Here is a 13,882-nt window from a genome sequence, read left to right as displayed (position 1 = left end):
GCTCACTCCCGGAAATAATCCGGCCAGCGGGCACGCAGGTCCGGGGTGAAGGCCAGCGACTTCGACAGATGCTCGCGCAGAGCCGCCTGCGCCGCGTCCGGTTCGCCGGTGGCGATGCCGGCCGCAATCGCCTGGTGGTCGGCAATCACCTGCGACGCCTTGCCCGGCATCGGCAAATGCAGGCGGCGGATGCGGTCGATATGGCCGGAATGCCGGCGCACCATCACCCACAGGTCCGGCACTCCCGCGCGCTCGAAGAAGGTCCGGTGAAACTCGCGGTCGGCATTCTCGAACCCCGGCAGGTCGCCGCGCGCCAGCAGTGTTTTCTGCACCTCGATCACGGTCTCCAGCCGCTCCACCACATCCCCCCGCTCGGGCGAGAGGGTCAGCGTGCTCACCGCCTCCAACTCGATGGAGCGGCGCAGGAACTGCGCCTGCCGCGCCAGCCGGAGGTCGATCGGGCTTACCACGGTGGCATGTTGGGGAAACACATCGACCAGCGATTCTTCCTGGAGGCGCAGCAGCGCGTCGCGCACCGGCGTCGAGGAGAATCCGAACAGATCCTGCAACTCCGCCCGCGAAATCGGCGCGCCGGGCGGCAGCTCCAGCGCGATGATGCGCTCGCGCACATAATCGAACACCTGCGGTGCGGCGGGCCGGTAGGGATCACGGGTCGGGCGGGGCGGCGAGGCGGAGCTATCCATGCCGGCATCTTAGCGCAGACCGCGCTTGACTTCACTAATGCATTAGCGCTTTAGTCGACGCGCCGTAACGGCAGCACCCGCACAAGACGGGGCACGGAAGATGCGGGACGCAACGCCAAAAACGCGACCGCCCTTTCGCACGTGCTTCACGCCAGAAGCCCAGGAGGAAACATGTCCCGCTTCAGCCTTTCCACATCGACCGTCGCCTCGCTCGCCATGCTGACCGCGCTTGCTGCTGCACCGGGGAGCGCCGCCCAGGCCCAGACCGCCGGCTATCCCGAACGCAACATCACCGTCGTGGTGCCGTTCCCGCCCGGCGGCGCATCTGATTCCACCGCCCGCCTCCTCGCCGGCAAGATGCAGGAAGCGCTCGGCAAGCCCGTGGTGATCGACAACCGGCCCGGCGCCAACGGCTCGGCCGGCGCCGGTCATGTGAAGCAGTCCGCGCCGGACGGCTACACGCTGCTGGTGGGCTCGATCGGCGTTTACGCCATCAACCCGGCGCTGTTTCCCAATCTCAATTACGATCCGGCCAAGGATTTCGACCTGTTGACCGTCGCGGTGCGCACACCGAACGCGCTGGTCGCCCATCCCGACTTCCCGGCCAACACGATCGCGGAGCTGGTGGATTATCTCAAGAAGAACCCGAACAAGGTGACCTTCGCGTCCTCAGGTTCGGGCTCCTCTGACCACCTCACCGCCGAGCTGTTCTGGCAGAAGACCGGAACCGACGGCATTCATGTGCCCTATAAGGGCGGCGGGCCGGCCATTGGCGACCTGATCGGCGGCCATGCCGACGTGTCGTTCCAGAATCTCGGCGCTGTCGCCAACCACATCAAGGCCGGCAAGTTGAAGGTGCTGGCCGTCACCGCCGAAGCGCGCAACCCGGTCTTCCCCGACGTGCCCACCATGAAGGAAGCCGGCGTCGACGGGCTGGAGGTCTATTCCTGGCAGGCCGCCGCGGCGCCGAAGGGCTTGCCGGCCGACGTCAAGGCCCGGCTCGCCACCGAGATGCAGGCCGCGCTGAACGATCCTGCCATCACCGCCAAGTTCAACGAGATCGGCTTCGAGGTCGTCGCCAACTCGCCGGAGGACTTCACCAAGTTCCAGGCCGCCGAGGAAGCGCGCTGGCGCGCGGTGGTGAAGGCCGGCAACGTCGCTACGCAGTAATCCGCCCACCTCCGCCGGGCGGCGATCTGCCGCCCGGCCGTTCACAGGCCCGCCTCATGAAGACAGACCGCAAAAGCCCCGACACGTTGCGCTCCGCGCGCTGGCTCGCCCCCGACGATCTGCGCGGCTTCGGCCACCGCTCCCGTGCCATGCAGATGGGTTATGGCCCGGAGGATTGGGCCGGCAAGCCGGTGATCGCCATCCTCAACACCTGGTCCGACTTCAACCCCTGCCACGCCCATTTCAAGGACCGCGTGGAAGACGTGAAGCGCGGCGTGCTTCAGGCCGGCGGGTTTCCGCTGGAGTTGCCGGTGCATTCGGTCTCCGAGACGTTCCTGAAGCCGACCTCGATGCTTTACCGCAACATGCTGGCGATGGAGACCGAAGAGGTGATCCGCGCCCATCCGGTCGACGGCGCGGTGCTGCTGGGCGGCTGCGACAAGTCCACGCCCGGCCTGCTGATGGGCGCCACCAGCGCCGGCGTCCCGGCAATCTATGTGCCCGCCGGCCCGATGCTGCGCGGCAACTGGAAGGGCAAGACGCTGGGCTCCGGCTCCGATGCCTGGAAGTTCTGGGACGAGCGCCGCGCCGGCAATATCGACGAGACCGCCTGGGCCGAGATCGAGGGCGGCATCGCCCGTTCCTACGGCCATTGCATGACCATGGGCACGGCCTCCACGATGACCGCCATCGCGGAAAGCCTCGGCATGACGCTGCCCGGCGCCTCCTCGATCCCCGCGGCTGACGCCAACCACATGCGCATGAGCGCGGAGAGCGGGCGGCGCATCGTCGAGATGGTGTGGGAGGACCTCGTGCCGTCCCGCATCCAGACACGCAAGGCCTTCGAGAACGCGATTACCGTCGCCATGGCCATGGGCTGCTCCACCAATGCCATCATCCACCTGATCGCGCAGGGTCGGCGCGCCGGCGTCGACATCACGCTGGACGATTTCGACAAGGCGAGCCGCATCGTACCGGTGATCGCCAATGTACGCCCCAGCGGCGAACGCTATCTGATGGAAGATTTCTACTTCGCCGGCGGCCTGCCCGCGCTGATGTCGCGACTCGGCCACCAGCTTCACCTCGACGCGCTCACGGTCTCGGGGAAGACGCTCGGCGAGAACATCGCCCGCGCGAGCGTCTATGACGAGGATGTCATCCGCCCGCTCGACAACCCGATCTATGCCGAGGGCGCGCTCGCGGTGCTCCGCGGCAATCTCTCGCCGGACGGCTGCGTCATCAAGCCAAGCGCCTGCGCACCGCACCTCCTGAAGCACACCGGCCCGGCGCTGGTGTTTGACGACTACCCCGCGATGAAGGCGGCGATCGACGACGAGAACCTCGACGTGACGCCGGACCATGTCCTGGTGCTGCGCAATGCCGGCCCGCAAGGTGGCCCGGGCATGCCGGAATGGGGCATGCTGCCGATCCCGAAAAAGCTGGTGAAACAAGGCGTGCGCGACATGGTGCGCCTGTCGGATTCGCGCATGAGCGGCACCAGCTACGGCGCCTGCATCCTCCATGTCTCGCCCGAAAGCTACATTGGCGGGCCACTCGCCCTGCTGCGCACCGGGGACATGGTGAGCCTCGACGTCGCCGCCCGCACGCTCGACATGCAGGTCTCCGACGAGGAACTGGCACGCCGGCGCGCCGCGCTAACACCCCCGCCCCCGCGCTATGAGCGCGGCTATGGCTGGATGTTCTCCCGCCATATCGGCCAGGCGCATCAGGGCTGCGACTTCGACTTTCTCGAAACCGCGTTCGGTCGCCCCGTCGACGAACCCGCCATCTTCTGACAGAGGATTTTTCCGTGGACCTGCCCGTGAACCAGCTGCCCGTAAACCACTTCAAGCGCGGCCTTTATGCCGGCCAGCAGCAGCTCGGCCTGTGGAGCAGCCTCGCCAGCCACATCACCGTCGAGATCCTCGCCGGCTCGGGCTATGACTGGCTGCTGATCGACACAGAGCATTCGCCCAACGACCTGCCCATGGTGCTGTGCCAGCTGCAGGCCTGCATGGAACACCGCACCCAGCCGATCATCCGCCCGCCGGTCAATGACCCGGTGATCATCAAGCGCTATCTCGACGCGGGCGTGCAGAGCTTCCTGCTGCCCATGGTCGACACCCCGGAGCAGGCGGCAAGCGCGGTCGCTGCCACGCGCTACCCCCCCGATGGCATACGCGGCTTCGCCGCCGCCTCCCGCGCCTCGCGCTTCGGGCGCATCAAGGACTATTACGCCCACGCCCATGAGGAAATCTGCGTGCTGGTGCAGATCGAATCGAAGCTCGCGCTGGAGAACCTGGAAGCCATCTGCGCTGTGCCCGGCGTTGACGGCGTGTTCATCGGCCCCGGCGACCTGTCCTCGGCGATCGGGTATCTCGGCGACCAGGGCAATGAGAAGGTGGTGACGCTGATCGAGGAGATGATCGGGCGCATCGCGCGCGCCGGGAACCGCGCCGGCATCCTCACCGGCGACGAGACGCTGGCGCGGCGCTACATCGCCGCCGGCTGCCAGTTCACCGCCATCGGCTCCGACAGCGGAATTCTCGCGCGGGGTTCGGAAGCGCTGGTGAAGCGGTTCCGGTGAGGGCCGCGCCATCTGCTGACGACATAATGGCCGGGCTCGTCCCGGCCATTTTTGTTTGAAACGCACCTTTGTCTTGGTGGAACGAAAAGCCGTTCCGCCAAGACGTTGATTGTCGAGCAACGAAGCGCCAAGCTGAGCGTTGTCTTGAGATGGGCAACATCGCACATCGCTTTAGTTGGGAAGGTATCGCCGATGAAACTCTTGTCGGTACTAAGGGTCGGGCTCCTCGCATTGGCAGCGCTCATTGGCGCGGTATCGATGGCGAGCGCCGATAGCGGCACCGTCAGCATCCGTATCTTTAAGGCCGGGTTCGTGGTCGGCGGATCGGGCGGCGACGGCGTGCTGACGTTTCAGGGCCGCACTTATCCGCTCGCGGTCGGAGGTGTGAGCTATGGCCTCACCTTCGGCGCGTCGGAGACACGGCTGCGCGGAACGGTGAAGAACATCAAACGCGCGTCCGACATTGAGGGCGTCTATGCTCAGGGCGGCGCCGGCGCCGCCCTCGGAAAGGGTGCGCAGGTCGTCGTCCTGACCAACCAGAACGGTGCCGTGCTGGAGCTCGGCGGCGAGCAGAAGGGCCTTATCGTCAGCCTCGATCTGAGCGGACTGGCTCTGTCGCTGAAGTGAGGGTTCAGGCGGAGTTCGGCATCGTCGCCGCCTGCGTGTTCACCGCCTTCGGCTCCGACAGCGGAATTCTCGCGCGGTCCGGAAGCGCTGGTGAAATGGTTCCGGTGAGGGCGCGCGTCTAAGCGAGGAAGAATGGCCGGGCTCGTCCCGGCCGTTTTTATTTGGGCTGATTTTTGGAGGGTGGGATCGTGCAGCGTAGGCTTCTGACCTCAACCCCGTCGCTAGCCGCCTCATCGTGTCGGGTTACGACCCCATCCCGCTCGTTTACGGAGCTTCCATCGACACGCGAAAGCTGCCGTTCTTTCAATCTGCCGCTCGGTAGAGCAGTGTCCGGCAGCTTATGCGGACGGTAGGCTAGAAACCGTCACAAAGGCAAATAAAGAACCAGTGGCGGATCACGCCCGCTATCGATCCTGATTGATTCTATTGTAATAAACTGCAATATTTAGAAGATATTTCGTCATGAATTTGACATGAAAGAATTCTAACTTGGCAAAGAGCACGTATTCGTCCGATTTGCCTTCGCGTGGTGAAGCGAGACTAAAGTTAAATCTGCGCCGCAAGCGCTATTCTCAGTGGCTTCGGCGCGCTGATGATGCCGACTGCCTGACACTAATCTGGGCCGTGCGCGCTTTGCAATCGGGCAATGAAAATGCGGCGAGAAGATACCTCACCTTTCCCAGAGAAGCCGTTATGGATGGTATTTTAGGCGATCACGCGATCTATCCTTGGGAACTGGAAACATTCGTCACGTCCCTTCTCACAACTGTGAAGGATAAACCTCGGCTAGGCAGACACCATATCTCAAATTGCAAAACGTTCGCATCCATCAGATTGCTAACTAATTTGCTTCGAAGCATTGAAGACAGCGAATATTTATTGAAGAGCAGCCCCGAGGACATTTTTGAGGAGATGTACCGCATAGGACATCGCCAATTTTCATGGCAACTGGGTCCCAATAGCGAGCAACTTTTTCGCTTTGCTTATGTCTATGGACAAGGGGCGTGCGGTGAATTCTTTGAACAGGCCAACGGGCTGTCAGTTTCTGATTTCCTTTGCTTGAGCTTAGCACTCTTAGGTGTATTTTTCGACAAGCCGTGGACAGAGTTGCCTGATCCGGCCAATTTGGGCCTGCCGAAGGCCAAGATGGTAAGGGCGTTGGAGCTTCAAGGCATCCATCTGGCAGAGGCAAGAAAGAGGGCCAGTCAGCTCAACTCAGATGCCACTCAGCGTTTAGGGCGGACACCGCGAACTGCATACATGCCAAGCCTTTTGCGCCAGAAGCCGATTGTTCGTGTCGAGCGGAAGCTTCCGGCCTATATTGCTCCGCTGCCGCCGCTCATCATGAGCCGGGCAACCGCTGGCCTCTACTACGACATAAAGCAGGGGCCGGACCAGTTACTGACAGAGGCTAATGCTCGGTTTGAGGACTATATTCGGGATTTGCTGACGGCATACCTTCCTGAAATAGAGGCCATTAAAGAGGCCGCGTACGGGCCGAAGGGTCGTCAGGTCGATCCACCTGACTGTCTTGTGAAAGACAGCGGCCAAGTGGTGCTCGCGATCGAGTGCAAGGCCACAAAGCTCACTTTTGAGGCTCAATATGCTGAGAACCCCGTGGTGGTGGCGCGTCAGGGCTTTGAGCAGATTGCGAAAGGAGTTTTCCAGCTCTGGCGCTTTTTCTCGCATGCCAGACGGAAAATCTACGGCTCCCAGCCTGTGTCGCCCGACGCAGTCGCTTTAGTGTTGACTATGGACGGCTGGATGCAGATGGCCGCAAACCTTCGAAAGGCTGCAATAAAACGAGCAGAAGAAATGGCAGCTCATGATCCAGACATCACCGAAGTCGACAAGCGAAGTGTCGTATTCGCTTCCATCCAAGAGCTTAATGATACACTTGCTCAAACGGAACGGCCTGAATTCCTATCCGTTCTATCTTATGCGATAACGGACAAATATAGAGGTTATCGACTACCGGACATCGCGCGCGATTGCGGTGTACGCTTAGTGCGGAAGCGATACCCGATGGACATTACCACCCTGCTTCCTTGGTGGAACCGTTTTGGGAAACCTGAAGACCGCCCGGGTAATTAGGGTTCTTCGCCCTCGAATTATTTCTGGAAAGCAGCTTTCGTAGCGTGCCGCCTCAAACCTGCCAAACCGCTTCCTACCCACAGCCGGTCATTCGGCTCCACCGCTACCCCCCAGACACAGCCGACACCTCTCCGCATCCCACCCCAAACAAAAAAGGCGGGCCATCGCCCGCCTTCAAGTCGGGAGAAAACCCTCCCTCACCGAAACAGCGCCGGCAGCCACAGCGAGAGTGCGGGCACGTAAGTGACCAGCAGCAGCACCGCGACGCTGGCGCCGAAGAATGGCCAGATGGTGCGCATCGCCTCGCGTATCGTGATGCCGCCCACCGCACAGCCCACGAACAGCACCGTGCCCACCGGCGGCGTGTTCAGCCCGATGCCCGCATTGAGGATCATCACCACGCCGAAATGCACCGGGTCGATGCCGAACGCCTTGACGATCGGCAGCAGCACCGGCGTGCAGATGATGATCATCGGCGCCATGTCCATGAAGGTGCCGAGAAGCAGCAGCGAGAGATTGATCAGCAGCAGCACCATGATCGGGTCGTCGGAGATCGCCCGGATACCGGCTATGGCCGTTTGCTGGACCTGCAGGAATGCCATGAGCCAGCCGAAGGACGCCGCCGCGCCGATCACCAGCAGCACCATCGCCGTGGTGCGCACCGCGCCGAGGGTCGCTTCGACGAAACCGGCCCAGTCAAGCTCGCGATAAACCAGGATCGCCACAGCCAGCGCATAGATCACCGCGATGCAGGAGCTTTCCGTCGCCGTGAAGATGCCGGAGCGCACACCGCCGAAGATGATGCCGATCAGCAGCAAACCGGGGAGCGAGGCCAGGAAGAAATAACCCACTCGTGCGAAGCCGGGAAAGGGCTCGGCCGGGTAACCGCGCCGCCGCGCCACGACATAGGCCGTGGCCATCAGCGCCAGCGCCAGCAGCATGCCCGGCACGATGCCGGCGGTGAACAGGTCCGCCACCGAGACATTGCCGCCGGCCGCGATCGAATAGAGGATCATGTTGTGTGAGGGCGGGATCATCAACGCGATGATCGCCGCGTTCACCGTGACATTCACCGCATAGTCGCGGTCATAGCCGCGTTTGGCCATTTGCGGGATCATCAACCCGCCCACGGCCGAGGCGTCGGCCACCGCCGAGCCGGAAATGCCGCCGAAAAGGGTGGAGGCCACGATGTTGACCTGCCCGAGCCCGCCGCGCAGATGGCCGACCAGGCCGGCGGCGAAGCGGATCAGCCGCGCGGCGATACCGCCCCGGATCATCAGGTCGCCGGCGAAGATGAAAAACGGGATCGCCATCATCGCGAAGACGCTGATGCCGGAATTGAGCTGCTGGAACACCACGATGGGCGGCAGGCCCATATAGATCACGGTGAGCAGCGAGGCGATTCCGAGACAGAACGCAATCGGCGTGCCCATCAACATCAGCAGCGTGAAGCTGCCGAACAGCACCCAGTACACCATCATACCACCTCCTGCGCCGCATGGTCGGCCGCCGGAGCGGTGCCGAGCAGCACATCGACGAAGCGTTCGGCCGCGAACAGCGCGATCAGCGCACCGCCGAGCACCAGCGGGAAGAAATCCACGCCGCCCGGCCAGCCCAGCACGGGGATGGTCGCGCTCCAGGTGCCGATGGCGAGCAGCGTGCCGTAATAGCTCATGGCGAGCCCGAAGAAGGCGACCAGGGCGAGGCTGAGAAGGTCCATAGCCAGCCCGATTTTTTCCGGCACCATAACCCTCACGATATCGAGCCCGAGATGGACGCTTTCGCGCACGCCAACCGCCGCGCCCAGCAGGATGAACCAGGCCATGAATTGCAGCGAGATCGGTTCTGCCCAGCTCGGCGTGTCATTGAGCACGTAGCGCGCGAAGACCTGCCAGCCGACCACGCCGGTCATCGCCACCAGCCCGGCGCCGGACATCCACAGCGCCAGACAGGAGGCCAGCGCAAGCCCACGCCGTGTGCCGAGCAAGAGACGCCGCATCGGATCGTGCCTTTCCTCGCGCAGGCTGTTTGTCTCGGAGGCGGGAGAGGCCCGCCCCGGCGCACCGGCGCCGGGAGCGAGCCAACCGGCATCGGCCGGTTTAAGCGGAGCGCTCATTGAGTGGCCTGCACCGCCTGGATACGCGCGACGAGGTCCTTCATCGCCGGGTCGGTGACGAAGCTGTCATAGACCGGCTTCATCGCATCGATGAAGGGCTGCTTGTCCACCGTGATGACGTTGACACCCGCCGCGCGGACCTTCTCCTCAGAGGCTTTTTCACGCGCGCTCCACAGTTCGCGCATCTTCACCACCGATTCCTTGGCCGCCTGGCGCAGGATCTTCTGGTCTTCGGGGGTCAGCTTGTCCCAGCTCGCCTTGGAGATCACCAGAGCCTCGGGCGCGAGCGAGTGCTCGGTGAGCGTGTAGTTCTTCGCCACCTCGAAATGGCGGGACGATTCATAGGACGGCCAGTTGTTCTCCGCACCGTCGACCACGCCGGTCTCCAGCGAGGAATAGACCTCGCCGAACGGCATCGGCGTCGCATTGGCGCCGAACGCCTTCATCATGGCGATCCACAGGTCCGACTGCTGGACGCGGATCTTCTGGCCCTTGAGGTCGGCGAGCGACTTGATCGGCTTCTTGGTGGTGTAGAATGAGCGCGCCCCGGAATCGTAGAAGGCGAGACCGACCAGCCCGTGCGGTTCGAAGGCAGCGAGAATTTCATCGCCGATCGGGCCGTCCACCACCTTGTGCATGTGATCGACCGAGCGGAACAGGAACGGCATCCCGAGCACCTGGGTCTGCGGGACCAGATTGTTGAACGGCGCGGTGTTCACGCGGTTCATGTCGATCACGCCAAAGCGGGTCTGCTCGATCGTGTCCTTCTCGCTGCCGAGCGCGGCGTTGTTGAACACCTGGATGTCCAGCCGCCCGTTGGTGCGCTGTTTCACCAGCTCACCCATGTATTTGACCGCCTCGACGGTCGGGTAGCCGTCCGGATGGATATCGGCGGAGCGCAGCACGGTCTGCGCGGCCGCGGGCAGAGCGCCAAAGGTGGCGAAAGCGGCGAAGGTTGCGGCCAGACACAAAAATCGTTTCGTTTTCATGGGGTTGCCTCCTCAGGGTAAGATCGCTCGTCCGTCCGGTGATGCGCCCCCGCGCGTGGCGGGCCCGCATCACCGTCGCCCGCTCTTGGCGGGAATGGCGATGTCGTTTGATCGAACTAAAGCGCTAATGCATTAGCGATGTCAATTTTGATGCTCCCCACTGTTTCGAGTTCGGGCAGCGGGCATTCCTCCGCTAGTCCCAACCGGCGGAAACCGGTGGTGCGTGTGCTCAGGTTTCCTCCGCGCGCTCGGGAAGGCGCGCGGTGACCGAGAGGTCGAAGCCGCCCACACCGGGGAAATCGAAATGCGCTCGCGAGCCGGCCGTGACGGCATGGATTCCCGTCGTCATGCCGGTGAGCACAATGTCGCCGGCGCGCAGGCCGCGCCCGCGGGAGGCAAGCTGGCGGGCAAGGAAGGCTACTGCCGCGAAGGGGCCGCCGGCCACTCGTCCGGCATGGCCCTCGCCCGCAAGGTCCCCGTCGATGAAGCAGCGCGAGACCAGGCTCTCCCACCGCCCATGCGGCACGGCAACGATTTCCGGCCCGAGGATGGCGCCGGCATTATTGCCGTGATCGGCGATCACCGCGCCGGGGCCGAGATCATTGATGGTCGGGAGCGGGCTGGAGGCGACTTCCGAGCCGACGTGAAGCGCGCAGTAGCGCGCCAGCGTCACTGGATCGAAAAGATCCGCCGGCAGGTCCGCCAGCAGCCGCACCACGAATTCGGCCTCGACCGCACAGAAACCGCCGACATGGACCGCAACCAAAGCCTCGCCGCCGTCAGGCACCTGCTGCACGACGTCGGCGAAGACCGGACCGACCAGCCGCTCGGCGTCGTACTGCGCGCGGAAGGCCGGGGAAATGCCGGCAACTTTCCAGCCGGCAAGCCGACGCGGCGTCAGGCGCAGAACGTCATCCTGCACGGCATAGGCGCTTGCGAGGTCGGCGGGCAGCACCCCGGGAAAGTCGGGCAGCACCCGCGTCTCGGCGCGCGCTGCGACCAAGGCTTGCGCAATCGAGGGGGCGGAAGATTCACGGGGCGGCGCGGAGAGGACTGAAGGCATGTACGCGATCCATAGATTGATACAATCACTTGATCCGTCATCTTTGGTATGGCAGATAGTGATGCTAGTATGGTACAGCGTCAAGCAGAAAGACGCGACGTGCTGAGGAGGCCATCGGTGAATATCGAGACCGGCGAAGTGGAGATGACCAGCGCGCGCCGCGTCGAACGCGACATCCGCAAGGCCATCATCACGATGGAGATTCCGCCCGGCGCGCCGCTTTCCGAGCAGGACATCGCGCAAAAGCTCAACGTGTCGCGCCAGCCGGTCCGTGAGGCCTTCATCGCGCTCGCCCGCTCCGGTCTCGTCGACATCCAGCCGCGCCGCGGCACGTTTGTGGTCAAGATCTCGCTGGAGCGCATGCTCGAATCCCGCTTCATTCGCGAATCGCTGGAGACCGCCATCGTGCGGCGCGCTTGCGAGCGCTTCGATGCGCGGGTGCGCACCCGTATCGATTTCTATCTCGACGCACAGGTGGTGTCCGCCGAAGCCGGCGACCATTACGGCTTCCAGCGCGCCGATGAGATGTTCCACGCCGCGCTGGCCGAGGGCGCCGGCTGCCCGACCGCCTGGAGCGTCATCGACGACATCAAGGCGCATATGGACCGGGTGTGCCATCTTACCTTGCCCTCCGCCACAGCACTGCCGCTGCTCATCGGCCAGCACCGCGCCATTCTGGAGGCCATCGACGCACGCGATCCCGACCGCGCCGAAGCCGCGCTCAAAACCCATCTCTCAGAAATCCTCAAGGCGCTGCCGACCGTGCAGGCGGCCCATCGCGACCTTTTCATCTGAATGAGAACAGGCACGCGCGGCAGATGCGTGCGGCACAGGGGAACGCCCATGGATATTCGTCACGCCGTTCACTATCGCCAGGCCGAGAGCTTCGACGGCCATGATCTGCGCGAGCATTTTCTGATCGAGCAGGTGTTTGCCACCGGCGCCATCCGCGCCACCTACAGCCATTACGACCGCATGCTGGTCCTCGGCATCCAGCCGGGCGACGGCCCGCTCATGCCGGGCGAGGAACTGGCGCGCACGGTCGGCGCGGAGTTCCTGCTGGAGCGCCGCGAACTCGGCGCCATCAATGTCGGCACCGGCACCGCCCGCGTGCGCGCCGACAATGAAGAACTGATCGTCGCCCCGCGCGAGGCGGTCTATCTCGGCATGGGCGTGCGCGATCTGGTGTTCGAGAATATCGACCCCGCCAATCCCGCCCGGCTCTACGCCAATTCCTGCCCCGCCCATGCCGGGCACCCCAACCGGGTGGTCCGCGAGGAGGACGCCTCGCCTCAGCCCATGGGCTCGCTGGAGACCTCCAACCAACGCGTGATCTACAAATATCTCCACCCCGGCGTGCTGCCGACCTGCCAGCTCGTCATGGGCCTGACGCGGCTCGCGCCCGGCAGCGTGTGGAACACCATGCCGGCGCATACCCATGACCGGCGCATGGAAAGCTATTTCTATTTCGAGCTCGCCCCGGACGCGATGGTGGTCCACCTGATGGGCCGGCCGGAGGCGACCCGCCACCTCATCGTGCGCAACGATCAGGCGGTGCTGTCGCCGCCATGGTCTATCCATTCCGGCGCCGGCACTGGCGCCTATGCCTTCATCTGGGCGATGGCCGGCGACAACCAGTCCTTCGCCGACATGGACTTCGTGCCGATGCAGGAGCTGGCATGACACTCTTCGACCTGACAGGAAAACGCGCGCTGGTGACCGGCGCGCGCACCGGGCTCGGGCGCGGCCTCGCGCAGGCACTGGCAGGCGCGGGGGCCGATATCGTCGGCCTCGGCTCGCAACCCATGCCGGACACCGCCGCCGCGATCCACGCTCTCGGCCGGACGTTTCATGAAGTGGTGCGCGACCTCGCCGACCCGACCGGGCTCGACACGCTGGTCGAGGAGATCGAGGCGGAAGCCGGCCCTATCGACATTCTGGTCAATAATGCCGGCATCATCCGCCGCGCCGACGTGCTCGACTTCACGGAGGCCGACTGGGACGCGGTGATGGATGTGAATTTGAAAAGCCTGTTCTTCCTCTCGCAGGCCATGGCCCGCCGCTGGGTGCAGCGTGAACAGCCCGGACGCATCATCAACATCGCGTCCATGCTGTCCTATCAGGGCGGCATCCGCGTGCCCTCCTACACCGCGTCCAAGCACGGCGTGGTTGGCGTCACCAAGCTGATGGCAAATGAGCTGGCAGCGCGCGGCATCACGGTCAACGCCATTGCTCCGGGCTACATGGCGACCGACAACACAGCCGCGCTGCAGGCAGACGCGGTGCGCAACCGGCAGATCATGGAGCGCATTCCCGCCGGGCGCTGGGGTGAACCGGGCGATCTCGCCACCGCTGTCCTCTTCCTCGCCGCGCCGGCCTCGTCCTATGTTACGGGCATCGTCGTCCCGGTGGATGGCGGCTGGCTCGCGCGTTAGAGGTTCCGCGTTCATCGATCGGGGTCTCGTCTAACGCGGTATGCGGACGCATCTCCTTTGCGCGAACCGGCATCCACGTCGCTTGAAATGCTCGAGA

The 13,882-nt window shown here is 63.9% G+C and carries 13 protein-coding genes; 8 read left to right on the top strand and 5 right to left on the bottom strand.

Annotated elements, in window-relative coordinates:
* Window positions 1–2: 2 nt before the first annotated feature.
* A complete protein-coding gene (locus tag MKI84_RS06360) occupies window positions 3–704 on the bottom strand; it encodes a GntR family transcriptional regulator (protein WP_241617656.1) in 702 nt (233 codons plus the stop codon).
* Window positions 705–875: 171 nt separating this feature from the next.
* Between MKI84_RS06360 and MKI84_RS06355 the strand changes: the two genes are divergently transcribed.
* The 5 genes from MKI84_RS06355 to MKI84_RS06335 all read left to right on the top strand — a co-directional run bounded on the left by MKI84_RS06355 (window position 876) and on the right by MKI84_RS06335 (window position 7,182).
* Window positions 876–1,874: a Bug family tripartite tricarboxylate transporter substrate binding protein gene (locus tag MKI84_RS06355; protein WP_241617654.1), complete on the top strand. Its 999-nt coding sequence runs from the start codon at window positions 876–878 to the stop codon at window positions 1,872–1,874.
* A 56-nt stretch (window positions 1,875–1,930) separates the two neighbouring features.
* On the top strand, window positions 1,931–3,670 hold the full coding sequence (gene araD, locus MKI84_RS06350; RefSeq protein ID WP_241617652.1) for an L-arabinonate dehydratase: 1,740 nt from the start codon (window positions 1,931–1,933) through the stop codon (window positions 3,668–3,670).
* 14 nt (window positions 3,671–3,684) lie between these two features.
* Window positions 3,685–4,461 (top strand): HpcH/HpaI aldolase family protein, encoded by a 777-nt coding sequence (locus MKI84_RS06345; protein WP_241617650.1) that lies wholly within the window; start codon window positions 3,685–3,687, stop codon window positions 4,459–4,461.
* 192 nt (window positions 4,462–4,653) lie between these two features.
* On the top strand, window positions 4,654–5,088 hold the full coding sequence (locus MKI84_RS06340) for a hypothetical protein (RefSeq protein ID WP_241617647.1): 435 nt from the start codon (window positions 4,654–4,656) through the stop codon (window positions 5,086–5,088).
* 489 nt (window positions 5,089–5,577) lie between these two features.
* Complete coding sequence (locus tag MKI84_RS06335) at window positions 5,578–7,182, top strand: hypothetical protein (RefSeq protein WP_241617643.1); 1,605 nt, start codon at window positions 5,578–5,580, stop codon at window positions 7,180–7,182.
* 197 nt (window positions 7,183–7,379) lie between these two features.
* Here MKI84_RS06335 and MKI84_RS06330 read toward each other — a convergent pair whose 3' ends face one another.
* The 4 genes from MKI84_RS06330 to MKI84_RS06315 all read right to left on the bottom strand — a co-directional run bounded on the left by MKI84_RS06330 (window position 7,380) and on the right by MKI84_RS06315 (window position 11,290).
* The gene (locus MKI84_RS06330; protein WP_241618363.1) at window positions 7,380–8,660 is read right to left on the bottom strand and encodes a TRAP transporter large permease; all 1,281 of its coding nucleotides are present in this window, start codon (window positions 8,658–8,660) and stop codon (window positions 7,380–7,382) included.
* Window positions 8,660–9,181 carry a TRAP transporter small permease gene (locus MKI84_RS06325; protein WP_241618360.1) on the bottom strand — a complete coding sequence of 174 codons (522 nt, stop codon included), beginning with the start codon at window positions 9,179–9,181 and terminating at the stop codon, window positions 8,660–8,662. Before MKI84_RS06325 ends, MKI84_RS06330 begins: the two co-directional genes overlap by 1 nt.
* Window positions 9,182–9,294: 113 nt before the next feature.
* On the bottom strand, window positions 9,295–10,287 hold the full coding sequence (locus MKI84_RS06320) for a TRAP transporter substrate-binding protein (protein WP_241617640.1): 993 nt from the start codon (window positions 10,285–10,287) through the stop codon (window positions 9,295–9,297).
* Between the two features lie 229 nt (window positions 10,288–10,516).
* On the bottom strand, window positions 10,517–11,290 hold the full coding sequence (locus MKI84_RS06315; RefSeq protein ID WP_241617638.1) for a 2-keto-4-pentenoate hydratase: 774 nt from the start codon (window positions 11,288–11,290) through the stop codon (window positions 10,517–10,519).
* 129 nt (window positions 11,291–11,419) lie between these two features.
* On the opposite strand from MKI84_RS06315, the gene MKI84_RS06310 reads away from it, so the two are divergent.
* From MKI84_RS06310 to kduD, 3 genes are read left to right on the top strand one after another with little or no spacing between them, the layout of a single operon-like run.
* The gene (locus MKI84_RS06310) at window positions 11,420–12,145 is read left to right on the top strand and encodes a GntR family transcriptional regulator (protein ID WP_425353805.1); all 726 of its coding nucleotides are present in this window, start codon (window positions 11,420–11,422) and stop codon (window positions 12,143–12,145) included.
* Window positions 12,146–12,193: 48 nt separating this feature from the next.
* Complete coding sequence (kduI, locus tag MKI84_RS06305) at window positions 12,194–13,033, top strand: 5-dehydro-4-deoxy-D-glucuronate isomerase (protein WP_241617636.1); 840 nt, start codon at window positions 12,194–12,196, stop codon at window positions 13,031–13,033.
* Window positions 13,030–13,785 (top strand): 2-dehydro-3-deoxy-D-gluconate 5-dehydrogenase KduD, encoded by a 756-nt coding sequence (kduD, locus tag MKI84_RS06300; protein ID WP_241617634.1) that lies wholly within the window; start codon window positions 13,030–13,032, stop codon window positions 13,783–13,785. Before kduI ends, kduD begins: the two co-directional genes overlap by 4 nt.
* The last annotated feature ends 97 nt before the right edge of the window (window positions 13,786–13,882 follow it).

It is taken from the genome of Ancylobacter gelatini (genome assembly GCF_022601675.1).
Taxonomy (GTDB): domain Bacteria; phylum Pseudomonadota; class Alphaproteobacteria; order Rhizobiales; family Xanthobacteraceae; genus Ancylobacter; species Ancylobacter gelatini.
This window is presented reverse-complemented; position numbering and strand designations above follow the sequence as displayed.

Bases quoted from the DNA above. Each gene is read 5' to 3' on its own strand.
- MKI84_RS06360 (WP_241617656.1), bottom strand. From the start codon at position 704: ATGGATAGCTCCGCCTCGCCGCCCCGCCCGACCCGTGATCCCTACCGG.
- MKI84_RS06355 (WP_241617654.1), top strand. From the start codon at position 876: ATGTCCCGCTTCAGCCTTTCCACATCGACCGTCGCCTCGCTCGCCATG.
- araD (WP_241617652.1), top strand. From the start codon at position 1,931: ATGAAGACAGACCGCAAAAGCCCCGACACGTTGCGCTCCGCGCGCTGG.
- MKI84_RS06340 (WP_241617647.1), top strand. From the start codon at position 4,654: ATGAAACTCTTGTCGGTACTAAGGGTCGGGCTCCTCGCATTGGCAGCG.
- MKI84_RS06330 (WP_241618363.1), bottom strand. From the start codon at position 8,660: ATGGTGTACTGGGTGCTGTTCGGCAGCTTCACGCTGCTGATGTTGATG.
- MKI84_RS06325 (WP_241618360.1), bottom strand. From the start codon at position 9,181: ATGCGGCGTCTCTTGCTCGGCACACGGCGTGGGCTTGCGCTGGCCTCC.
- MKI84_RS06320 (WP_241617640.1), bottom strand. From the start codon at position 10,287: ATGAAAACGAAACGATTTTTGTGTCTGGCCGCAACCTTCGCCGCTTTC.
- MKI84_RS06310 (WP_425353805.1), top strand. From the start codon at position 11,420: ATGGTACAGCGTCAAGCAGAAAGACGCGACGTGCTGAGGAGGCCATCG.
- kduI (WP_241617636.1), top strand. From the start codon at position 12,194: ATGGATATTCGTCACGCCGTTCACTATCGCCAGGCCGAGAGCTTCGAC.
- kduD (WP_241617634.1), top strand. From the start codon at position 13,030: ATGACACTCTTCGACCTGACAGGAAAACGCGCGCTGGTGACCGGCGCG.